Origin of the sequence: Paenibacillus cellulosilyticus (assembly GCF_003182255.1) — a bacterium.
In the GTDB taxonomy this organism is placed as follows: Bacteria; Bacillota; Bacilli; order Paenibacillales; family Paenibacillaceae; genus Paenibacillus_T; species Paenibacillus_T cellulosilyticus.
Map to the genome: position 1 here is coordinate 204,362 of NZ_QGTQ01000003.1, position 21,538 is coordinate 225,899.

The 21,538-nt window shown below is 45.5% G+C and carries 34 protein-coding genes; 28 read left to right on the forward strand and 6 right to left on the reverse strand.

Annotated elements, in window-relative coordinates; genetic code table 11:
* Nucleotides 1–101: 101 nt before the first annotated feature.
* Nucleotides 102–1,328, reverse strand: a complete 1,227-nt coding sequence (locus DFQ01_RS05955; protein WP_110042962.1) for a TerD family protein — start codon at nucleotides 1,326–1,328, stop codon at nucleotides 102–104.
* A gap of 203 nt (nucleotides 1,329–1,531) precedes the next feature.
* Nucleotides 1,532–2,380 carry a DUF4850 domain-containing protein gene (locus tag DFQ01_RS05960; protein WP_110042963.1) on the reverse strand — a complete coding sequence of 283 codons (849 nt, stop codon included), beginning with the start codon at nucleotides 2,378–2,380 and terminating at the stop codon, nucleotides 1,532–1,534.
* 186 nt (nucleotides 2,381–2,566) lie between these two features.
* Between DFQ01_RS05960 and DFQ01_RS05965 the strand changes: the two genes are divergently transcribed.
* A complete protein-coding gene (locus DFQ01_RS05965; RefSeq protein WP_110042964.1) occupies nucleotides 2,567–3,163 on the forward strand; it encodes a beta-class carbonic anhydrase in 597 nt (198 codons plus the stop codon).
* Nucleotides 3,164–3,280: 117 nt separating this feature from the next.
* Here DFQ01_RS05965 and DFQ01_RS05970 read toward each other — a convergent pair whose 3' ends face one another.
* Complete coding sequence (locus DFQ01_RS05970) at nucleotides 3,281–4,129, reverse strand: ATP-dependent DNA ligase (RefSeq protein ID WP_110042965.1); 849 nt, start codon at nucleotides 4,127–4,129, stop codon at nucleotides 3,281–3,283.
* Between the two features lie 140 nt (nucleotides 4,130–4,269).
* Between DFQ01_RS05970 and DFQ01_RS05975 the strand changes: the two genes are divergently transcribed.
* Entirely contained in the window at nucleotides 4,270–4,476 is a 207-nt protein-coding gene (locus DFQ01_RS05975; RefSeq protein ID WP_110042966.1) for an alpha/beta-type small acid-soluble spore protein, read from the forward strand.
* Nucleotides 4,477–4,728: 252 nt separating this feature from the next.
* Here DFQ01_RS05975 and DFQ01_RS05980 read toward each other — a convergent pair whose 3' ends face one another.
* The 3 genes from DFQ01_RS05980 to DFQ01_RS05990 all read right to left on the reverse strand — a co-directional run bounded on the left by DFQ01_RS05980 (nucleotide 4,729) and on the right by DFQ01_RS05990 (nucleotide 7,343).
* Nucleotides 4,729–5,904, reverse strand: coding sequence for a tyrosine-type recombinase/integrase (locus tag DFQ01_RS05980; protein ID WP_110042967.1), 1,176 nt, complete (start codon nucleotides 5,902–5,904; stop codon nucleotides 4,729–4,731).
* A gap of 39 nt (nucleotides 5,905–5,943) precedes the next feature.
* Nucleotides 5,944–6,864, reverse strand: a complete 921-nt coding sequence (locus tag DFQ01_RS05985; protein WP_110042968.1) for an ImmA/IrrE family metallo-endopeptidase — start codon at nucleotides 6,862–6,864, stop codon at nucleotides 5,944–5,946.
* Nucleotides 6,865–6,932: 68 nt separating this feature from the next.
* Entirely contained in the window at nucleotides 6,933–7,343 is a 411-nt protein-coding gene (locus DFQ01_RS05990; RefSeq protein WP_110042969.1) for a helix-turn-helix domain-containing protein, read from the reverse strand.
* A gap of 157 nt (nucleotides 7,344–7,500) precedes the next feature.
* Here DFQ01_RS05990 and DFQ01_RS05995 point away from each other — a divergent pair, with 157 nt between their 5' ends.
* From DFQ01_RS05995 to DFQ01_RS06110, 26 genes are all read left to right on the forward strand, one after another.
* Complete coding sequence (locus DFQ01_RS05995) at nucleotides 7,501–7,728, forward strand: helix-turn-helix transcriptional regulator (RefSeq protein WP_219993691.1); 228 nt, start codon at nucleotides 7,501–7,503, stop codon at nucleotides 7,726–7,728.
* An 11-nt stretch (nucleotides 7,729–7,739) separates the two neighbouring features.
* Nucleotides 7,740–7,958: a hypothetical protein gene (locus DFQ01_RS06000; protein ID WP_110042970.1), complete on the forward strand. Its 219-nt coding sequence runs from the start codon at nucleotides 7,740–7,742 to the stop codon at nucleotides 7,956–7,958.
* Entirely contained in the window at nucleotides 7,955–8,149 is a 195-nt protein-coding gene (locus DFQ01_RS06005) for a helix-turn-helix domain-containing protein (RefSeq protein WP_110042971.1), read from the forward strand. The genes DFQ01_RS06000 and DFQ01_RS06005 overlap by 4 nt, the downstream gene beginning before the upstream one ends.
* A gap of 228 nt (nucleotides 8,150–8,377) precedes the next feature.
* On the forward strand, nucleotides 8,378–8,635 hold the full coding sequence (locus DFQ01_RS06010) for a helix-turn-helix domain-containing protein (RefSeq protein ID WP_110042972.1): 258 nt from the start codon (nucleotides 8,378–8,380) through the stop codon (nucleotides 8,633–8,635).
* A gap of 293 nt (nucleotides 8,636–8,928) precedes the next feature.
* On the forward strand, nucleotides 8,929–9,105 hold the full coding sequence (locus DFQ01_RS30980; protein ID WP_174812418.1) for a hypothetical protein: 177 nt from the start codon (nucleotides 8,929–8,931) through the stop codon (nucleotides 9,103–9,105).
* Between the two features lie 127 nt (nucleotides 9,106–9,232).
* The gene (locus DFQ01_RS30985; RefSeq protein ID WP_174812417.1) at nucleotides 9,233–9,391 is read left to right on the forward strand and encodes a hypothetical protein; all 159 of its coding nucleotides are present in this window, start codon (nucleotides 9,233–9,235) and stop codon (nucleotides 9,389–9,391) included.
* Nucleotides 9,392–9,673: 282 nt separating this feature from the next.
* The gene (locus tag DFQ01_RS06025; protein ID WP_110042975.1) at nucleotides 9,674–10,516 is read left to right on the forward strand and encodes a DUF4373 domain-containing protein; all 843 of its coding nucleotides are present in this window, start codon (nucleotides 9,674–9,676) and stop codon (nucleotides 10,514–10,516) included.
* Nucleotides 10,476–11,207, forward strand: a complete 732-nt coding sequence (locus tag DFQ01_RS06030) for a DnaA ATPase domain-containing protein (protein WP_245946558.1) — start codon at nucleotides 10,476–10,478, stop codon at nucleotides 11,205–11,207. The genes DFQ01_RS06025 and DFQ01_RS06030 overlap by 41 nt, the downstream gene beginning before the upstream one ends.
* A 161-nt stretch (nucleotides 11,208–11,368) precedes the next feature.
* The gene (locus tag DFQ01_RS30990; protein ID WP_174812416.1) at nucleotides 11,369–11,527 is read left to right on the forward strand and encodes a DUF6906 family protein; all 159 of its coding nucleotides are present in this window, start codon (nucleotides 11,369–11,371) and stop codon (nucleotides 11,525–11,527) included.
* 1 nt (nucleotide 11,528) lies between these two features.
* A complete protein-coding gene (locus DFQ01_RS06035; RefSeq protein ID WP_110042977.1) occupies nucleotides 11,529–11,882 on the forward strand; it encodes a hypothetical protein in 354 nt (117 codons plus the stop codon).
* A gap of 113 nt (nucleotides 11,883–11,995) precedes the next feature.
* The gene (locus tag DFQ01_RS06040; protein ID WP_110042978.1) at nucleotides 11,996–12,271 is read left to right on the forward strand and encodes a hypothetical protein; all 276 of its coding nucleotides are present in this window, start codon (nucleotides 11,996–11,998) and stop codon (nucleotides 12,269–12,271) included.
* Nucleotides 12,271–12,426: a hypothetical protein gene (locus DFQ01_RS30995; protein ID WP_181394737.1), complete on the forward strand. Its 156-nt coding sequence runs from the start codon at nucleotides 12,271–12,273 to the stop codon at nucleotides 12,424–12,426. Before DFQ01_RS06040 ends, DFQ01_RS30995 begins: the two co-directional genes overlap by 1 nt.
* A 111-nt stretch (nucleotides 12,427–12,537) precedes the next feature.
* Entirely contained in the window at nucleotides 12,538–12,921 is a 384-nt protein-coding gene (locus DFQ01_RS06045) for a hypothetical protein (RefSeq protein WP_110042979.1), read from the forward strand.
* On the forward strand, nucleotides 12,914–14,233 hold the full coding sequence (locus DFQ01_RS06050) for an FtsZ/tubulin family protein (RefSeq protein ID WP_110042980.1): 1,320 nt from the start codon (nucleotides 12,914–12,916) through the stop codon (nucleotides 14,231–14,233). The genes DFQ01_RS06045 and DFQ01_RS06050 overlap by 8 nt, the downstream gene beginning before the upstream one ends.
* Before the next feature lie 18 nt (nucleotides 14,234–14,251).
* Nucleotides 14,252–14,938, forward strand: coding sequence for a hypothetical protein (locus tag DFQ01_RS06055; RefSeq protein WP_110042981.1), 687 nt, complete (start codon nucleotides 14,252–14,254; stop codon nucleotides 14,936–14,938).
* 16 nt (nucleotides 14,939–14,954) lie between these two features.
* Nucleotides 14,955–16,721 (forward strand): DNA cytosine methyltransferase, encoded by a 1,767-nt coding sequence (locus DFQ01_RS06060; protein WP_110042982.1) that lies wholly within the window; start codon nucleotides 14,955–14,957, stop codon nucleotides 16,719–16,721.
* A 150-nt stretch (nucleotides 16,722–16,871) separates the two neighbouring features.
* Complete coding sequence (locus DFQ01_RS06065; protein ID WP_110042983.1) at nucleotides 16,872–17,573, forward strand: hypothetical protein; 702 nt, start codon at nucleotides 16,872–16,874, stop codon at nucleotides 17,571–17,573.
* Between the two features lie 50 nt (nucleotides 17,574–17,623).
* Complete coding sequence (locus tag DFQ01_RS06070; RefSeq protein WP_110042984.1) at nucleotides 17,624–18,007, forward strand: nucleoside triphosphate pyrophosphohydrolase family protein; 384 nt, start codon at nucleotides 17,624–17,626, stop codon at nucleotides 18,005–18,007.
* A gap of 2 nt (nucleotides 18,008–18,009) precedes the next feature.
* Nucleotides 18,010–18,225 (forward strand): hypothetical protein, encoded by a 216-nt coding sequence (locus DFQ01_RS06075; RefSeq protein WP_110042985.1) that lies wholly within the window; start codon nucleotides 18,010–18,012, stop codon nucleotides 18,223–18,225.
* Nucleotides 18,222–18,752, forward strand: a complete 531-nt coding sequence (locus tag DFQ01_RS06080) for a hypothetical protein (protein ID WP_245946559.1) — start codon at nucleotides 18,222–18,224, stop codon at nucleotides 18,750–18,752. The genes DFQ01_RS06075 and DFQ01_RS06080 overlap by 4 nt, the downstream gene beginning before the upstream one ends.
* Before the next feature lie 32 nt (nucleotides 18,753–18,784).
* A complete protein-coding gene (locus tag DFQ01_RS06085) occupies nucleotides 18,785–19,327 on the forward strand; it encodes a site-specific integrase (RefSeq protein ID WP_110042986.1) in 543 nt (180 codons plus the stop codon).
* 10 nt (nucleotides 19,328–19,337) lie between these two features.
* The gene (locus DFQ01_RS06090; protein WP_110042987.1) at nucleotides 19,338–19,781 is read left to right on the forward strand and encodes an XF1762 family protein; all 444 of its coding nucleotides are present in this window, start codon (nucleotides 19,338–19,340) and stop codon (nucleotides 19,779–19,781) included.
* A 39-nt stretch (nucleotides 19,782–19,820) separates the two neighbouring features.
* Nucleotides 19,821–20,114 (forward strand): hypothetical protein, encoded by a 294-nt coding sequence (locus DFQ01_RS06095; protein WP_110042988.1) that lies wholly within the window; start codon nucleotides 19,821–19,823, stop codon nucleotides 20,112–20,114.
* A 145-nt stretch (nucleotides 20,115–20,259) separates the two neighbouring features.
* A complete protein-coding gene (locus tag DFQ01_RS06100; RefSeq protein WP_110042989.1) occupies nucleotides 20,260–20,601 on the forward strand; it encodes a hypothetical protein in 342 nt (113 codons plus the stop codon).
* 12 nt (nucleotides 20,602–20,613) lie between these two features.
* Nucleotides 20,614–20,847, forward strand: coding sequence for a hypothetical protein (locus DFQ01_RS06105; protein WP_110042990.1), 234 nt, complete (start codon nucleotides 20,614–20,616; stop codon nucleotides 20,845–20,847).
* 26 nt (nucleotides 20,848–20,873) lie between these two features.
* Entirely contained in the window at nucleotides 20,874–21,302 is a 429-nt protein-coding gene (locus tag DFQ01_RS06110) for a hypothetical protein (protein ID WP_110042991.1), read from the forward strand.
* Nucleotides 21,303–21,538 lie beyond the last annotated feature (236 nt).

Sequence of the window (21,538 nt, forward strand, 5' to 3'; positions counted from 1 at the left end):
TGCAGCCCACAAGAGGTCAACATCTAGAAGTGTTCGAGCGGATGATGGAGTGGTTGCGTGTGGGTGGAGATATAGGCGTATAAAAAGGTACTGGCGCCGCTTTATCGGTTTTCTCGTCCGTGATTACCTGCAGCAACTTCGGGCAGCGTATGCTCAACTTCCAGCCCATAATCAAGGCAAAGTGCATGTAACCCGCCAAAGTAGCCTTGTCCAATCGGATTGAATTTCCATTCCGATTGATAGCGGTATAGTTCACCTATTATGATAGCGGTTTGTTTGGTCAGTTCTTCTCCAAAATTGAAATAAGCGATTTCTTGATGTGCTGATGGATGGATCAAACGAATCATGATTTCAGATACTTGATCGAAACAATGATTCCGTTCCTCATCCTCATAGATCGACAGTGCGAATGCTAACCGTTGGACATGCAGATCCATTCGGTTGAAATCAATTTGAAAGTGCGCCTTATTCGTATTGATTTTGGTATAAACAACTGACCCACTGCGATGATCAGGATTTCCATAGAAAATGCAGTCGCCGTCCTGTTCGCATGTCCCATTCAGATGGAGTAAGAATGAAGAAGCATCAATATCCATGTCAGGGTTTAGCAAATTCCATTCGACCTCTACTAGAAGACGATTGTTCGGGTTGGAGATACCTATTTTTTGGCCACGTATAAGGTGAGTTCCCGAATGACGTGGTGCCGGGGCAGATTCTGAAGAGACAGTTTTCTTGGCTTTTTTGGCCGATGGCGCTGAGAACGGAGTATAACCGCCATTATACAGCTTTCCGATTTTAAATCCGAAAGATGAGGATAGCGTTCTTGGACTATCGGCATGATGCATGGATAATAATTTCATCAGAAGCAAGGCACATGCATTGGCATCATCAAGGGCATTATGGTGATTCAAGGGTATGTTATTGATTTCCGCTAAGTCATTGAGCCGATAAGATGGCAGATCCGGGGTTAGCCTCTTGCTAAGCTGATACGTACAGTAATATTCCAAATTCGGGTATTCGATATAGCCGTTGTCTAAACAGTAACGTAAGACACTCATGTCAAAGGACGCGTTATGAGCAACGATTGGTTTTCCTTCAATCTTTTCTCGAATGCGCGGCCATAATTCCACGAAGCTTGGCATGTCTCTGACCATTGCAGGCGTTATGCCATGAATACCGATATTGACGGCATCAAACGGTTGTAAGGGATTGATTAGCCAGTGAATCTTATTAACAATTTTACCACCTTGAACCTCAACAAGACCGATGGAACAAGCGCTTGAGCGATTTGAATTGGCAGTTTCAAAATCTATGGCAATGAAGTCCATATCCTTTGGTTCCTCCGAAACGATTATATTAAGAAAATATCAATTATATCATGACTAGGAATGGCAAGGGAGGATCCTTGTAGGAAGTGCGGGGATTTTGTTCTTCTAAATGAGGATAAACGCCTCTCACAAAAAGCCAACCAGCAATCGCTGGTTGGCCTTTTTTTGTACTGTCACATTGTCCGGTTATCTATTCACGTCTACTACTTCTCATCCGAAGGCTCCTGCAATGCTCCGAACAGTCCCGTGATCGTTTCGGCCATATGACTTGCTGACTTCAGCTGTGCCTCTTCTACACGGAATACTCCGCTGCTCTCTCCGTGCTCCTGGAAGGCCAAGCCGAGCCATTCATAATCGTCCGAAGCGGAATTCTTCTTGAAAGCAATCAGATTAGGCGAGATCAACGATCTCTCCGTAATCTCAGGCATGTCCTGTGCAGGGAAGCCCTGTTCGTCTGCCCATTGTTTAAGCGATGGGAAGTAAGAGCCGATATTGCCGATCAAGCAGCCCTGACAGCCCCCGTTGTCAAAATATTGGACGAACTGCTTGTCATCCTCCGGGTCCACAAGCTGAATACTTGTCGAGCCGTTTGCACCAACATCTGCTGATTGAACGATCCATTCTTTGGGCGCAAGCAGAAGAACACCGTTAATCCCGTATCCTTGATTCATCCAATAAACGGCCAACTTATCTTTCAAGTCAGATGGAATTGCGTAATCGATGTCAGCCAAAGGCTGCGCTGGAACGAGCGATCGTGGATGCTCGGGATCATCATCGAAGGCATATTGACCTTGGATACAACGCAAAGGCAATGGCTGCAACTGGTCGTCTTGCCCGACTTGAACCGTACCGCATTCCGTGATTCGACTGACGGTTGCAGTTTCTGTTTGATCCGTTTGTTCAACTTCCTTCTCTCCAGGTTCACCTTGATTGGTCTTAGAGATGGCTGGCGTTGGCGTTTCGTTAGTATCAGTTGCTGTCTTTGATGTACATCCCGTTACGTTTAATGAAAACAATGCTAATAGTACGATAATTGTGTTCGTGAATCGCATAACTATGCTCCTTTATGTAGGTTATCTGACTTAGTCAACAATAAAGACGAAACCTTACCCATAAGGTTGCAGCTCGTTCCAAAATATTACTGAAGTGAAACAAATGATGTTGACAGTTCCAGTTATTTCTACTACTATAATTCATAGTAATTATATTGGAATAATATAATTAGGAGGATGAGAAGTGTGAGCGATGTATTGAAAGAGGTATTGGCTGCAAATGAAACGTATGCCGAATCTTTCGGCGAGAAGTCTGCATTGACGATTCCGCCAGCTCGACGATTTGCCGTTCTCACATGCATGGACGCTAGATTGGATCCAGCGAAGTTTGCAGGGTTAGCCGAAGGTGACGCTCATGTGATCCGCAATGCAGGTGGACGTGCCAGCGATGATGCAATTCGCTCTCTTGTTATCTCTTATAAACTCCTTGGAACGAAAGAGTGGTTCGTCATCCATCATACGGACTGCGGCATGGAAACATTCACGAACGAAACGATTCGCGGCCTGCTCGAGAACAGCCTTGAAACTGCGCAATTGACGGAGCAGGGGTGGAAAGATGTAGGGCAAGGACCAGGCTCCAGAGCGGCTCGTTACATCGAATTTCTGACATTTAATAACTTGGAACAGAGCGTTGTAGACGACGTTGAACGTATTCGTAATCATCCGCTGGTACCGCACGAGATTCCGATTTATGGTTATATCTATGACGTGAGAAGCGGTCGATTGATCGAAGTGCCGGAGGCAACGCGAGTCGGAAGCGCAGCGGCGACTGCTCATGTATAAATGATAGGTTATGATAAAGTGCGGGAAACTTTGCGCGGTTCGCAAGGTTTCTTTTTTTTATTTTCATAAAGAAAGCACCCTCGCAAGGAGAGTGCTTTATATGCCGTATGAAGGAATTCAAACGACAAAATCAACGAACTCTGGCGTACGAAGCATGCCATTTTTAGTCCAATTTCGGGTTCGTACCTGAGCTTTTAGAGGAGGCTGAATGTATACAAAGTCTCGATCCTCAGCACACTTAATCTGTTGGGCTATGCTATAGAATGCCTTGCGAGCCATTGAAGGTACAGCAAACTCAATCACGCCAACTGTTTTACCTTGATACTGTGCAAGCCAACCAAACTGGTTTTTACGGTAACCAGTCAGTTCAACATTGACGTAAGTATAGTTAATAATTTTTAGCCAATCAGAGCTTCGCTCCCCTACATACTTTGAATCCCGTTTCTTCGCAACGATGCCTCCAAGGTTTCTTTGTTTCATAAGATCAAACAGAGCCTTCCCGTGTGCTTCAACATTTAACATAAGGCTGTAGTATGCGTTAGGCTGCATTATCTTCTGTAACAGCAGTTTTCGTTCCCACAATGGTTTAGATCGAACATCCTCACCGTTATAGTATAGGATGTCGAATACGTAATAATGAACTGGCTTAGACTGAGCATACTCACGGATTTTGGTTGATTTAGATGCTCTGAATCGCTCCATGATTAACTCGAAGTCGAACCAACCCTCTTCGTCCATCCTCGCTACTTCACCATCTAGGATAACGTCACAGTCCTTAATCACAGGCACGTTATGTAGTTCTGGATATTGTCTTGTGACCTCATGGCTATGCCTCGTGTAAAGCGTCACCTTACCCTTATTCAATGACAACAGCAAGCGATGTCCATCTATCTTGGGTTCAAATAAATATCGTTCGTCGTCAAAAGGACGTTCGATTTTTTCTAGTAACATTGGTTCAACAAACACAATGCTACACCTCCGTATATCATTGGTGATATACAATTGTATCATGTTATATTCGTAAAATAATTCTGAAACGAATGCATATATATCCAACTCATACCACAAATTATTACCGTAAGAATACTTCTAAGGAGTTGACATATATGGCTAGAAACAATCAACTGGTTGTTCCAGGAGCTAAAGCGGCGCTGAGCAAAATGAAAGTGGAGATTGCACAGGAATATGGAATCGCTTTTACGCCTGATGGTTACAATGGAAACTTAATAACTCGTGACGCTGGTACGATTGGTGGCAATATTACGAGAAGACTTGTTCAGATGGCTGAACAATCTTTGGGTGGACGGATGTAATAAGCAGGAGAGATTGAGCAGACCCCGTCATTTAATGGCGGGGCTTTTCAGATTAATATAAAAAAATCGACCCCCGCTTTTCAGCGAGGGTCTTTCATGGGAGAGGAGAACGAATACTTATGGTACAGATGTGGATGCCGCGTCGTTATTGGGTTTTGTAAGTCAGCAGTAGTGCTCAAAGTAGTCGAAAAGAGTGGGCTTTTGCGAATTTGGTCGACAATCGGTCGACAATCGGGTGGACAGCGATCACTTTTAAATATCGTCGAATACAGACGCAGCTGCCTGATCCACGCTCTCAAAAATATGTCCGTAGATCTCGAGCATTTTTATATTGGAATGCCCAAGGCGCTTGGCAATTGCTTCTGAGTGTATCTTCTTGTATATCATCCATGATGCTGATGTATGTCTCAAATCATGCAGACGTATAGGTTTCAAATTGTATCTTCGATGAAAGTCAATCCACTTCTTAGTAAACCAACCGGGTGAATAAGGTTTACCATCAGGATGGCAAAATACATACGAGTATTTACCGCCTTCCCATTGGTCATCTAGCTCACTTAACTCATCAGCACGCAACTCCTGAAGTGCCTGAAGTTCGGTAATTAATGTTTCGGATAGCGCTATTCTTCGCGACTTCTTATTCTTTGGAGGTTTTCGTAACGGCTCTCCGTCCTTGAATTTAGGAATTGTGTCATCAATATATAAGTGCTTGGCTTCAAAGTTTATCCTGGACCATTCTAGACCGGCTATTTCAGCTCGGCGCATCCCTGTAGTAAACGCAAGCGTTATGAGCGCCCTTATTTGAGCGGATTCATATTCTAATGCATCGAATAGCAGTTTGATTTCTTCCTCATTATAAACTTCCATCTGCTTGATATCGTCTTCCTTCGGCTTTTTAACTCCGACCATCGGATTATCCGTAATTACTTTCCATTCCTCAGCCTTCGAAAATATGCTTTTAAGCACGCGATAATTATAGACAAGTGACGCAGACTTTAGTGGTCCCTTCCCGTCCAACCGGGCATGTGGCTTACGTAAAGAGTCCATGAATGCCAAAATATGCATTGTATTGATATTGTCCATTTGCATATGACCGAAGTGAGGTGAGATTCTTGCATTTGTATGGAATAAATAACTATCGATCGTTTTCTCTTCGAGCTCAACCAGGACGAAATTTTTCTTCCATTCTTCAATAAAACTCGCGAAGCTCATTTTACCTGGCGTGATGTATACACCAGTTTCAACCGATATTTGAAACTTAGTTAGTTCGGTATTTAGATATTCTTCTAGTCGTTTAGGGGCTCGTAAGAGTGCGGGATCTTTAACTCGAATGGTCTTGGTTTTCCTAATGCGATTCCCTTTGGCATCATACCCAAGTTCGGCTGTAAGCAGCCAAGAATTTTCTCCTCTTCTTCGTTTATTAGGCAATGTTTAGCACCTCCTGATTGATTGTGTACTGATGTGAAATCACCAGTCGTACTGTAATCTAACGGTTCTTTGCAGTGCATATTCGATATCTACAATTCGTATTTGTAAGTAATCAATATCATGAGCAGGAAAGGGCAACTTCATATCATCTAGAAATTTCATCACGACGGCCATTCGCACACCAATCAAATTGGGATCTGAGGGGTGCAGTACGTACGCTGAAGCAGGAACCTGAAATGAGAGTGCATCTAGTCCCTGCAGATCCGCTGAAGTTTGTTGATATCTGCTGAGGGTACTTATATAAAGAGTTGAATCCCAATCATACTGATGTACTCTAATAAGCAGGGAAGAAGGCCGGTCATCTTGTAAAACTATAACAGTCCGATCGTCCACATTAGTTTGTTTAAAAGAAGTTAGCTCGGGAGGAGACCAAGATGCTCTCTGCAATTGGGCTGCACTTCGTGTGTGATTTATTCGATGAAGCATTTGTGTGATTCGACGTTCGACAAGCTTGTATGGTAACAGGAATGATTCTGTCAATATTCTAAGAAAGTTAGATTGAGTTGCATAGGGTGTAAATTCTTCAAGTAAGTATGCAGGCATGGATGCATACAGTTGAAACGCTTCTGCTTGTGTTTCCTGTAGTTGACGGAATAGAGGGGACATACAGGGGTCGTTTTGTAGTCCGACATGTCGAACAGGGTGACAGAGTTCGTGGAAAAAGTGCTCACGCATCTTTTTAAGTGGCATTTGATTATTAAGAAACATAAAGCAATATTCTCCCTCATGCCATTGTGCAAAGGATGGCCCTTCATAGATTTTAACCTCAACTTCGTATATAGGAGCAACTCGATCGATCCCCAGATCAGTTGCATTAAATATCCCGGCTGCTTGGTACTTCTTACTGATCCAGCGTTCTAAATCATTTTCTCTATATAAGGAAATGTCAAATGTGCTCATGATGCCCTCCGAAAACGAACGTGTGTTCTAGTTTATGTTGAAAAGAAAACCCCAGAGGGGTAAGAAACTTATTTATCTTGATTCTTTACTTTGCGGAAGGCTTTTATCGCTGCTTCAGCTGCAGCACGAGCTATCTCCAACTCTTCCTCGGAGTATTTGTCTGACCCTCCAAAAAAAGCACGACCAACATCTGTTTCGTAATCTGCTCCCTGTTCTTTAATTCCTCTACCTGTATTGGCTTCACTTTGTAATTCTAAATATTTAGTTACTAATTCATTTTGTGTTCTGCCAAGCAAGAAGTCTACCGATGTTTCATAAAAATCAGCAAGTTTTTGAAGCGTGTTTTGACTGGGCTGTTTCTTATCTGACTCATAATAGGCAATCGTGCTTTGACTTAAGTTAAATCGATCCGCCAGTTCTTGTTGCGATATTCCTTTTCGATCACGTAGTTTTTTTAGCCTCTCACCAAAGGTTGGCATTCAGACAACCCTCCTTATGTACTCATCATATTATTACTATTGGTCATAATAAAGAATTATGACTAACTGGTATAATTACTTGTTGACAACATGACTAACGGTCATATAAAATCAAGTCATAGTTAATGACTTATAGTCATAAAAGGTGGTGGTGTAATTGAAAAACGACCGAATGATTGCTCTTCGAGATAGCAATAATCTTACTCAAGAGCAGCTAGCAGAAGCAGTAGGTCTCTCACAAAGTATGATTGCTCATATTGAAGCTGGTCGAAAAGAGCCCAGTAAAAAATTCAAGATATCAATAGCCAAGCACTTTAATGTTTCAGTTGAATGGCTTTTTTATGAAGAAATTAATGACCAAAAGTCATTATTCTATGTGTCATAGGAGGAACTCGCATGAAAGACAGTTTAAAGTCGTTTGAATCCTTTTTAGTAGCGGCAGCTAGTCCACAACCAGATAATTTAATCGTTATTGCAGAGTACATTAGCTTTGAAGGAAGAGCATTCGCTAAAGAGGTCTCCAATACAATACAGGCACTTGAACAAATCAAAGAAATTGTGAATCAGGTGCTAACTAATAATCATCCTTCGGAAGAGAAAGGAAGAGATAGATGAAGCGCCAAACATTGAACGTTCACGAAGCTGCCGATTTTATCGGAGTATCCAGCTGGCTAATATACGACATGGTGAGACGCAAGGAAATCCCAGCGATCCGCGTTCGGACTCGGATATTCTTCCGCGTTGAAACACTTGAGAAGTGGATGGAAGCGAAGGAAGCTGAAGCAGTTGAAGCAACTGCATTGTAGGAGAAACGCGATGGAGACAATGGGTTGGGTTCCAAACCTAGAAGGATGCCCAGCTGCCGGGGGATCGGCAACTGGGCAATGGATGGAGATAACAGTAGTGGCATTACGAGGTTAACGTACAAGGGGAACAACGGTATGGCTTAATTTTACAACAGAATATCGACCTTTGGTTTACCAATACCCTATGCAATTTTACCAATTTGGTAAAAAGGAAAGGAGGGATGGGGGTTGGAACGCGCACTAGGCTCATTGTTGACTGCCTGCAGAGAACGAGCCGGTCTAAGCCAAGGGGAACTTGCTGATCTAATGAATCGTTCGCAGGCATGCATTTGTAGATATGAAAACAACCGTAGACAACCGGATTTGGATACGATCAAGGAATGGGCAGATGTAACAAATGCACGAGAAGTTATCGTAGCTTACTTGTATGGAGCAGATGGTATTTCCATGATTGATCGGATTTTAAGCCCGACAGGAACGGCTTAAAGGCTTGAGTGTACCAAATTGGTACAAATAGCCCCTGTATTGGTACACCTCGGTACGTAGGGATTTATTACAATTGAATATAGGAGTGATTGAATGATCCACACATGGTGGTGGCAGGCGATCGGGACGCTATCGTTTCTGGCAGTGATCGTCGGAGGGTTTCTTAATATGTTCGAGATTCGGACAGTGGTCGTAAAAAAAGAAAAAAGCCCAGCTGCGAACTGGACTTTAGGTAATACCGCTTACAGAAATTATAACACGAATCGACATAATCAGCAATGGAGGAAATCGTCATGAGAAAACAAGTATACGTGATGGCCTTCTATCGTTGTGAGGTCTGCGAGGACGTGTATGCGATCGACGGAGGCGTTACAGAAGAGCCAGCATGCCCTTATTGCGGACAAACCTATTGCAAACATTTGAAAGATCAGGAGATTTCCTTGCCTGCGAAAATAAAACGAATCAAATAAGCAAGGCGACGAAGGTTGAGATTTACCTTTGTCGTCGGCAGCTCGAAGAGCCGATCGGCTGGATCGAGCGCCGACGATGCAGGTAAGGTGCATCAAGCTCATTGACAACTTCACAGGAGGGATAAGTATGAGTATTTCAAAGAAAGAGCTTCAAGATAGAATCATTGCTCTACTTGCTGAATCTGGATTGACGTTTCTAGAGGCTAGAAAGACATTGTCAGAGACAGCACAGAAATTAGAAACATTAGCTATGCATCAGCAAATGGGGTATCAAGAAGCAAATTAAGACAACATGGGGGAGAGGGAATGGCTAGAGACGGTTGTGTTGACACAGAGACCGCGCTGCTGGACTTCTGCCTGCAGCTAAGACGAGAAAGTACTTTCAACCCTGAAGAGCTATTGGCAGCGCTTGCTTTCTGTGCTGGGAACACAATATCCCGTGATTACGCAAACTGTAAAGGTGATGTACTGGTGGCGTTTAGCAGACTTACGCAGGACGCCGTCAGCGTCACGGATGCACGAATAAAAGGCATTATGGCTCCCATAAGGGGATGAATGGGGAGGGGGAATGATGGCTAAGGAAGCCTATTATTTCTCGCACGACAGTAACGCGCGTCATGACCCAGACATTGGGCAAATGCGCAGCGTATACAAAATGTTAGGGTACGCATGGTTTTGGGTGCTAATAGAAATGATGCGAGATGCAAACGAGCACAAATTATCTATGCAAGGGAAATACATTTGGAATGCATATGCATCCGAATTGCAATGCAATGCAGAAGAAGCAAGACAATTTGTAGAAGATTGCATTAATGAGTTTAACCTTTTTGCATCAGATGGTCGGTTTTTTTGGAGTGAATCGTTGCTTCGCCGAATGGAGAAAAAAACGACGACGAGTGAAAAAAGATCGGCTGCTGCAAAAAAACGGTGGGATAAAGACCGCACCAATACTGAATTTCCCGACGATAACATGCAAATGCATGACGTTAGCAATGCAATTGCAATGCAAGGAAAGGAAAGTAAAAGAAATAAAAGTAAAGTAAAAGAAATAAAAGAAAAAGAAATAAAAGATAAGACCGCATTTGAAGCTTACACTTCAAATCCTGTTTTGCTCAGCTCTCTTAATTCATTTATCGAATTTCGTATGAAAATCAGAAAGCCTATGACAGACAGAGCGGTGTCGTTGTTGCTTTCTAATCTGGACAAGCTTGGGAAAGATGATAAAGAAAAAATATCCATACTGGAGCAATCCATTCTGAACGGGTGGCAAGGGATATTTGCTCTAAAGGATCAGGGAGGTGCAGCTAATGCAAAGCCTAGGGAATTCACTCAAGGGGTTCGATCTGGAGGCCATTCGGGCCAGAGCGAGTATGCTCACCTCGACAAGCCAGGTTGGAGTCGCAGAGCCTGAATACAAGTGTGCAATATGCAAAGACGAAGAAGGCTATATCGTCAAAGATGATGACGACCGGGAATATTGGAGAATTTGCGAGTGCAAATCTATCAGACGAGTTGAAAGGCTCATGAGGTCGAGCCACATAACTGACGAGTTCCGCCAGAAACGGTTTGGAAACTTCAATCATGTTGGTAGACCGCAGGTTGTAGTAGACGCGTTTGAGGCGGCACGAGAGTACGCCAATGTATTCAGAGAGATTCGCAGTAGCCGGCAGAACAGTATAGCTCTTCTAGGACGTCCTGGGTGTGGCAAGACACATTTGCTCATGGCGATTGCTAATAAACTTCTGAGCTCTGGCGTAGGCGTTGCATACTTTCCATGGGTTGAGGGTTTCAACGATCTGAAGAGTGACCTAGACGCGGTTGCTGAGAAAGTATACAGGTTACAACAGGCTGAAGTGCTCTATATCGATGATTTGTTTAAAGGGCGCAAAGAGGTTACACCGTTCCAGATAGAGCAGCTATTTGCAATTATCAACTACCGTTATCTTCAGCATAAGCCTTTATTGATCAGCTCCGAGCGGACAGTTAGCGATATGTGCGAGATCGACGAGGGCATAGGAAGTCGGATTTATGAAATGTCCAAAACCTACAGAGTCACGCTGCAAGGCGGACAAGAGCTTAATTACCGGCTATCTGGAATGTAGGGGGGCGGTATAACGTGAAAGCGTACATAGACGATTACGATCTGTACGATCTGGATTTCAACGAGTGGTTACGCCTAGGGCTTGAAGAGTTTGGGCTAGAAGGGCATCCAGGTGAGTTTGAATAGAATCTTATGGATTGATCTTCCAGAGGAGGGAACCACATGAAGCAAGGGAAACGGCCCACAAGGAAGCAGAAGGAGCTTATGAGCGCATACAAGCTGCATCCTGATAACTGGCTTGTGCTGAGCGACACACCGCAGGAGCTGCTTCTTCTCAATCGAGTAAAAGGAACAACGCGGACCGTTCGAAAGGGAGCCTGATATGCTTGCTAGTCGGCAAAAAATCTACCTAGCCTGTGAAGATATGAATTTCGCCTGGGACGAGGTCGAAGTCCGCAAATTCCATGAGCTATGGAAAGCAGGCGTCGGGATATTCGACATTGCCGAACAGCTTAAACGAGATCCCGATGAAGTAGCGCTACTTATCATTGACCGGAGTAGACAGCATAGAATACAGCCGAGAACAGGCGGCATATGGGGAGAAGAGTACTTTGAGATTCGGAAATACATTGAAAGTCAGAAAGACAAAGGTAAACCACGAAGAAGAAAGGGAAGCGGCGCAAGCAAGGCAACTGTTAGCGACGTTGAAGGCATTGAAGCATCTGAAGCCAGGTGAAGAAACAATGGTAACCATTGCTGAGCAAACATTCATTATTTGCAAAGCGACTGAGGAAGATGTCTTTCGGATCGGCTGCGGCTATTACTGTTTCGATTAGGAGGGAAGCTAGATTGCCAGAATACGAGAAGCAATTCGTGATGATTCAGCGGGCTATTCAGAACTGTCGAGTTAGCATCGAGGTTGTCGCTATAACGACAGATAACCGATTCGCTGCGATTCTGAATGGTGTATTACGAGCATTCGTCGTATCACAGTATTGCAATGCCTCTTATACGTGGCACAGCTCAGGCGGCAGCATTATGGACCGTGGGCCGCTGCAGAGCCTGCCTGACGAATACAAATACGTCGATGATGTAGTCGGTGGCCAGATGGAGTTGGCGCTGTGATGAACTGGACAGTGGCATCGCGGGATGAGCTAGACTTTATCGCCAACCGTGATCCAGAAGCACCGATCGAATACAGGGTTGCGGCAGCTGCTGAGCTGAAGCGGAGAAATCGTCAACGCCGACAGGAGGAAGCACTATGTTTCGCCGCCTTATAGCAGATATCGATGCGAGCTGGTGGTACATTCGCCATTATCGATTAAGTTGGCATTAATGGTTCTATAAGAACCACTAGTGGTTCCATAAGAACCACAAGAAAGGAATGCGGCATGAATCCATTTGATGATTTGGAATATGGTTCCCAAACACTTGAGCTCCTAGCCACAAACCTTAAAGACCCGGATGTTCTGCATGTATTTCAGCAAGTTTGGAAATTTCGAGAGCGGAACGGCTTTAAAAAGACATACCTGCCTGATTGGTCAACGAAACGGCGGCGGTATGACAATTCATTTTTAATCTTAGAGGCAACACGGTTCATCTACAGGGACGAGCGTGGCTCCAGTAACCCATATTTCCCAACAATCAGGGGAAAGCAATTGGCTTTATACCTTATCAATGATATAGGCATGGATAAAAGCGGCTTCGTGAAGCTCAACGACGAACAGTTCGTAGCGTTCATGAGTGCGAGGGGAGGAACCGAGCAGAATGATTAAGTCGAGCTTTAGAGAAATGGACCTTGGAGCGATCCGTTCGGCAATAGCCCCGTTCGCATTGGGAACGGAGGTTGAGCAGCGTCTCAGCAATATGCCGGATATAAACATCGTAACGCTCGGACAGGGCGGTGGACGCAAGGGTGCGGAGCTTGCTCGTTTCGGCTGGGATATATGGATGGTCAACTCAGCAACGGTGGATATGATGGAGCATGACTGGATCGATCGAAAGATTGTCCTAGTTGATCCCGATCGCGGCAAGATAGAGGGGACAGCCAAGAATGCAGCGGTCGGACATGCCATCGCACAAAAGAATATGAAAGAGTTCAAGAAGATTGCCATAGAGACCCAAGATGCTGATCTTGTTGTAATTCCGGTCGCACTTGGAGGAGGACAGGGAAACGGGTCCATCCCAACAGCTGCCGAGTGGATCGTGAAGGTTCGAGAGATGGCTGGTAAGTCGAGAACCGTAGTATTTATTGCATCGCTCCCGTCGCGTGACGAATCGAACCCGGACGTTTGGAAGAATGCATTATCTGGGCTGAAGTACCTGCAAGAACTCATTGCCAGGAAGCAAATCGGATCGGTAATGCTCATAGATAACGAGCTCATCCGTAATTATTACGAAAAAGAGAATCGGCTTAAATACCATAACCGATCGTTCTCCGCACTTGATTATAGCAATATAACCGTGGCGAAGACGTTCTTTGAAATCATGACGCTGCCGCTGCTTGGCGGTCAGGTATCGCTTGACTCGGCTGAGCTAATGGAGATATGGAGCACACCAGGCTGGATCACCGTTAACGAACGGGAGTTCAGTTTTACTGACGAGATCAGCTTAGAGCACGAAATCGAATCACTATTCGGTAAGAATGAGGTACTGGCTTCCCTTAATGTCAGAAACAGTATTGCCGGAGGAATCGCCTTAATTACAGGCAAGGGCAAGAGTGTTTCCCCAGTCATTATAGACCAGGTGAAACCATTGGCGAACAAGTTTCTCGGGAAGCCGAGCGTACTTCACTCGGCGGTCATACAGACCAATTCGATCACGACTCATTCATACCTGATCGGGCTGTCCGTATCTCCGAAGCTGCCGGACTCGCTGCTTGAATCGCTCATGATGAAGTATGAAGAAGAGAAGAAACGTAAGGAGGAGCGAGAAAGCAATGCTCTCCAATCTCTCTCGGCACTTGGTGGGTTCGATAGCGTGTTTGATCAGAAGATGTCAGCATCGGGGAGGAAGCAAGTCTCTCTCGATGATTTGGAGCCGATAAAGGAAACCGGAAAGAAACGGGTCACGCTCGACGAGATATAACAGGTAGGAGTGTGTGTGATGGTCAGAACTAATAAACGTAAGGGGACCGCTACCCCTACCGTTCCTTCTACCCGATCTGTAGCGGGTGCGATATTCAGTTTGAAAGAAACAATGAAGCGTGAACTAGGTATTGAAGCCGAAGTGTCAGTACGCATTCACGGTTGGACATTCCCTGAACGGCTAGCCAAATTAGCCTTGAAGGATATGATATCGGAGGTTATGGAGTGGGAAATCCATTACAACCACTATGACGGTACCCAGCACCTCGAAGAGTATTCCGTTTGGTCAGCACAAAGTGGGGGTGGTCGGGGGAAAGAGCGTATTTCCATATTTACGTCCAAGAAGAAACGCGCTGCTACTCCCTTACCAAGATCCACAAAGAAATATAGCCCCATTGCATATGCTACGCACTGGATTCGGCAGCTTGTTAGGGAACTATACGGGGTTGATGCAGATGTGCGTATATCGGTTCATGTTGATCGTTCTGATTACTGGTTCTCTACACCAAAAAATGCTCACATCAAATCGGAAGAGACAGCTATTGAGCTAATGCAAAAGATTCAGGCGGGTACCAACTGGGAGATACAAGACTTTGAAAAGTATAGTATCTCTAAATACTCCAGAACAGCACGACTGGAGGGAAGCGGAGTCGAGTTTACTTTCTATCTACCTAAGAAGAATGAGCAGGAGATGTTAAGTGAATGAAAAGGAGGACTTATCAATGAGGCAATTAATGCGAGAGATGGTCGTCGATAACTTCGCCGGCGGTGGTGGGGCTAGTACCGGCATTGAACTTGCCATCGGGCGTAGTGTGGACGTAGCAATAAATCACGATCCGGCTGCTATAGCGATGCATAAAGCAAACCATCCCGATACGGAACACTATTGCGAGTCTGTATGGGATGTTGATCCGCGTGAAGTAACGAAAGGTCAGCCGGTAGCGCTGTGTTGGCTATCTCCAGATTGCAAGCATTTCTCAAAAGCCAAAGGTGGCAAGCCACGGGAGAAAGGTATTCGTGGACTAGCTTGGGTGGCGGTTCGATGGGCGGCGACTGTGCGGCCACGAGTGATTATGTTGGAGAATGTAGAGGAATTCAAAACGTGGGGACCGCTGTTAAAGGACGGAATGCCCGATCCAGACAAGAAGGGGCGAACGTTCCAAGCGTTTATCAATGCTTTGAAACGTCAAGGGTATGATGTCGACTATCGGGAGCTGCGTGCATGTGATTACGGAGCTCCAACGATTCGAAAGCGATTCTTCCTCATTGCTCGCTGTGATGGACGTCCGATCATTTGGCCGAAGCCAACACATGGTGATCCGAACAGCATAGAGGTGAAACAAAAAAAGTTGAAGCCTTGGGTGCCGGCAGCTGATGTCATCGATTGGTCACTTGAGTGCATGAGCATATTTGAACGAAGGAAGCCATTAGCTGAGAATACAATGCGCCGGATCGCACGGGGGATTCATAAATTCGTAATCAACAATTCTGACCCGTTTGTTATTAAGGTCAATCATCAGGGTGAGGCATTCCGTGGACAGCAGATTAGTGAGCCTTTACAGACAATTACAGCGAAAAACGGTTGGGGTGTTGTAACACCATACGTCGCAAGAATCGGACAAACCGGATTCGGGGGTGACCGTCTCTCATATGAGATGGATAAACCCTTAACAACGATCACCACGAAAGCAGAGCATTTGCTTGTTACGCCTTTTCTTGCAAAAAACTACGGTGGTAATTATAACGGCCCAGGTGCAGATGTATTAGATCCACTGCCGACTGTGACTACTAAAGACCATCATTCACTTGTCGCTGCATTTCTTGCTCAATATCATAGCGAGACAGCAAGTCATGATGCTCGCGGTCAGGTATTGGATAAGCCAATTCTGACATTAGATACATCAAATCGTTACAGCCTTGTGGCAGCTCATCTCGCTCGACACTTCGGTGAGTCTATCGGCAGTGACGTGGAGCAGCCGGTTGGGACAATAACGGCAGGCGGTGGCGGCAAGACTTCACTAGTTACAAGTCACCTAGTGAAGATGAAGGGAACGAATATTGGACAACCAGTCACCGAACCTATTCAGACAATTACAGCAGGTGGGTTACATTTTGGTGAAGTTCGGGCTTTCCTGATGAAGTATTACGGTACTGGAGAAGGACAGGAGCTGACGGATCCGCTGCATACGATACCGACAAAGGATCGCTTCGGCCTAGTCACGATACATGGACAAGATTACGTGATAGTTGACATTGGTATGAGGATGCTGGAGCCACACGAACTCTTCGCCGCACAGGGATTCCCGAAGGAGTATATCATAGATCGCGATGCAGACGGAAAGAGCTATCCCAAATCGGCACAGGTTGCACGCTGCGGTAACTCGGTACCGCCTCCATTCGCCAAGTATCTCGTCCAGGCGAATCTCCCCGAGTTATGCAAGGAAATTTCATATGGCAGCGAGCATCAGCTCGAGTTGCAGCTAGTCTAATGTATGATTGCCCGTTAGCTGCTCGGAGAATGTCTGAAATGCCTTGTGGCAGTAAGTGAGTCGGCGTTTTCGATTCATTCTAATGGGATGCAAAATAAGGGTTATGTACCTGAATGAATATCAAAAATAAAGAAATAGGAGATGTCGAAAATGACAATGGACCTTAATAAATTGGTGAACAATGCATTAGCTGAATTAACGGAAACTGGTTATGTGGAAAATGTGGTTAAAAAAGCCCTTGAGAAAACAGTCAGTTCAGTTGTTGATGACCTAATTGGTGGATACCGTAGTGAATTCAAAACATCACTCGAAACTCACGTTAAAGAAAACCTGAATGTTGATATGAACAAACTAAACCTGGCTGGCTACAATGTACTTCTTCTTAATGCAGCTCAAGAAATCCTTGATGATCAGATTCAGACAGAGGGGGTTGAACGTGTAAAAAGAGAACTAACAAAGATGTTCTCGCCTCTGGAAAAAAAGGAATGGAAGCTTTCGGAGATTATCGAAAAAATGAAAAGTGAGGAAAACGAAGATCATGAGAAGGACGGCGAATCTATTAGCTTCCATTACGATGATAGTTTCAGCCTTGGTATCCACGTTTACTTCGATCCAGAGGGAAATGAAAGTAAATACGGCTGTAAATATACATTCTATATCTCGCGTGATGAAAAGAACAAAAATGTTGGTCGTCTCAACACTTTGAATATAGGTGGTAAAGAACTTACAAATAAACAGATTCTTAATGGATTCTATGGTTTTGATAAATTCTTGTTCCAGCTCTACGCAACTGGCGCCACAATCATAGCAGATCACGATTATGTTGATGAGGCATATGGGTATGACGATTAATTCTAAGCCTATCAACTGATACAACATATTGAAAAAAAGGAGCGATTTATATGAGAATCAATGAACTCGTTAAGGCAGCGCATGAAAATGCAGTTTCAAAAGGCTGGTGGGAAGAGGACCGTAGCTTCGGTGAAACTATCGCCCTGATCCATAGCGAAGCGTCAGAAGCACTGGAAGATCATCGGAACAAGAAAGATTTTTCGGAAGTTTGGTATGAGTACGAAACGCCTGAAGGTTTTATCGAAGAGACTACTGATCGCGAACTTGGCGACGAGCTTGGTAAACCTTGTGGCATCCCTTCCGAGTTGGCCGACATCGTTATCCGCGTGTTCGACGCATGCGGGCAGTACGGCATTGATCTTGAAACAGCTATTACTGAGAAGATGGCTTACAATGCAACTCGACCGCAGCGGCATGGCGGGAAGAAGCTATAGTAATGCACATCAACATAACGGCAATGATCAAAGACGGCGGGTCCCAGATCGTCAAAGTAACTCCGCATATGCTGAGGAAGCTGGCCGTGGCGATACAGCAGAAGGGTTCGGAAATCATTCATATGCAGAGCGGTTCGGCTGAGGTGGTTGGTTTCCTGGTGCAAGGCAGTCAAGTTGGAGAGCGCGTCATCATTCTGGGGAAAGGTGATCCACAGTGATCAATACAAACGACATAAGCCCAGACTGGAAAGGTAGCACCGAAGCAGAGCGTCGGGCCCTTGATCGTCTTATGCGTTACGAGCAAACGCCACAGGCCGTAGTTGAGTTCAGTAAGCTGCAACATCAGCTCGGCGATTACTGGTATTGGTTCACCCTCAGCACACTCTGGGTCAGCTATTCGGGATTCTCGGACTTGAACCTCTGGCGCAAGTTGTTCCGAGCCAGCAGGAAGAATCGGAATACAAGCATCATGAAGCCGAGCGAGTGGGAAGCATTCAAACAGCTGTCGGCGACGATCACAGTGTACCGTGCTCACCGACCGAATGAAACGGATTGGATCAGCTACACGACAGATAGGGCGCTAGCGGAGCGATGGGCGACGCAGCGTGGTGGATACGTTCGGCAGTACAAGCTTAAGAAGGTTGATTGCCTTGCGTTGTTCCTGCGGCGCGGGGAGAACGAGATCATAATGCTTAATCTCAAAAAGGCACGTCCAGTTGTCGAGCGTAGTGATACATCTCAATGAATAGCGATTGACCATGACAGGAGGGAACGGGCATGGAAGTAGTGCAGCCTATCAGGAGCGTTGAGAAATTGGAGAGGATGAAGGCGGCGCTGCGGAAGCGCTCGGAGCGCGACTGGTTCCTACTGGTGATGGGCATTAACGTTGGGCTGCGGATCGGTGATCTGCTGAAGCTGCACGTCCGCGATGTTCGGAACAAATCGCATATCCGAATCATCGAAGGCAAGACGAAGAAGAAAAAGCGGTTCCCGATCAATTCGGAGCTGCGCGAAATCATTAACGCTTATACGAAGGGCATGCCGGACAGTGCACCGCTGTTCCTGAGTTATCGGACCAAGCAAAACATTGGGCGCGTCCAAGCATACCGCATTCTTAATTATGCGGCTGCAGAGGTCGGGCTGGTCGAGATTGGGACGCATACACTGCGCAAGACATTCGGCTATCATTTCTACCGGAAATACAAAGACGTGGCGCTGCTGCAGGAGATATTCAACCATTCGGCGCCGTCGATCACGATGCGGTATATCGGCATCAACCAGGACATTATTGACGAGGCTGTTGGTGGCTTCCATCTGTGAGGTGAGCAGCATGCTCGAATTACAACCAACTACGTATTCAGAAGCGTGTGAGTTTGTTACGCAATACCATCGGCACCATCCGGCGCCACAAGGGCATAAATTCAGCATTGCGGTTGCGGACGAGGAAAAGGTTGTCGGAGTGATTATGGTAGGCAGGCCAGTGGCGAGAGGCTTCGACAACGGACGGACCTTGGAAGTTATTCGCTGCTGCACGGACGGCACAAAGAATGCGGCATCAATGTTGTATGCAGCTGCGTGGAGGGCCGCACGATCGATGGGCTACCGTCGGATCGTAACATACACACTAGCGCAGGAACCAGGTACAAGCTTGCGGGCAGCCGGTTGGCGAGAGCTTTACAAGACGAAGGGTGGAAGCTGGGACTGCCCGACACGGCCACGGATCGACAAGCATCCGACAGGCCAGAAGACGCTTTGGGAATACCTAGCGGAATGAACATTGCGTGAATACGGAAGGACATGAGGAGGAAATTCAATGTATAACACAACCAAAGTCAAGACGTGGCAGCCAATTATTCCTGCTGGAACTGGCCCAGTTTTACTGACGGCTGATGATGCTGTAGAAGAGATTTTAAATGATTTGGGAGAACAGGCAAAGGTGAAATTTAGATTTACCGAGCTGCTGATTATGAAACGGACTGTTGTGGATGGTCTTAAGATAACTGATTGGATAGACGGCGAGTATCCTTTGTTCCCTGATTATGCGATCAAGGTGCACACCTACCAACAAGGACAACTGGATGAAATGCCAGAGTTCGGCGGCTACTGACGGACAGGTCTGAATACGGAAGGACATAAAGTAACCCGTGTAAGGACCAGTTACACGGGTGGGGGTAGATTATCAATACCATATTATTCGGCAATAAGACCGGTTGTGTCAAAGTCTGAATATTGGATGACATGGGGGAATGCACTTGAAGGCCTGGTACGTTAGCGATCCGAGTAACGAAATGGCGCAAATTGTATTTGCTGCTAAACGATCAGCTGCTATCCAATCTAGCGAAGCAAGAAGCTGGCACGATTACATTGATATTCGTGCGACACGAATGCCGGAATACGATCAGTTTGCAACGGAAGGAACCGTGCCTAAGCAAACATTATTGGAGGATGGTTGGTGGTTCGAATGTTGCGGTTACAAAGCCGAGCCGCGAAGAAGATGCTGTGCCGTTCAAACGGTTGAAGACAATCCGATCGTAATAGACGACGAAGTTTACTGTCAGGACTGCGCAGCACACATGCAGCTGAATACAGAATAACATGGAGGATTTATGAGCCAAGCAGCTCGCATTATGAAGCTCCAGCAAGAGCGATGGGAGTACGAGAAGGGAATGGCTGATACACTAGTTCTGTTAGCAGAAGCACACAGCGTATTGGAATGGTATGCGAACGAAATGAACTGGACTCAAGGACGATACGAGGGTGGTTTGTTCTTCACAGTAGCCGAAGATGACCAAGGCAACCGTGCCCGTAATTTGCTTGCAAAACACGACAAACAGATGTGAATACGGATGTACATGGGAGGCTTTACATGGAAAAGAATAAGCTGTTAAGGCACCTTGAAAACGAGATTATCCTATATATGAAAATGGGTATAGATTTTTCCGAGCGCATGCACGAATTGGTCAGTCTTCGGCAGCGTGTATGGAGTGGCGAGTTCGATGACGCGACTAAAGAATTTGATCCACCGAAAGGTCAGATGCTTTGGGAACTCATGCGAGATATTGAACAGTACCCTGCAGGAACGTCATTCGTAACAAGTGTGCCAGGCTGGGGTGCTGAGATTGCGGTAGTTAATATCAACGGACATCATATGCAAGGAAAAACTCTAAAGTATACGCAGCACACCACTAATCCAAAACTCGTCGGTAAGCCTGTTAATCTTGCAGGCAATGCCATAAAGTGGCCGTGGTACATGAAAATCGAAGAAAATACACCGGATGAACACGGAAGAGCATAAGGTAAACGGATGCCAACAGTCTATATCAAGCGGACCATCAGAAAGTTTTATGCAGATGATGACGGCGATGTAGTGTACGCAATGTATGAGGACGTTGATTCATATGTGCATTTTTATTATCTCAATCAGCCAGGTACTAGAGACAAGATGATAGAACCGATCTTTTTCAAGGAATATAAGCAAATAGAAGAGCCAATTTCAATTGAATATTGAGGAACATGGAGAGTGAACAAGTT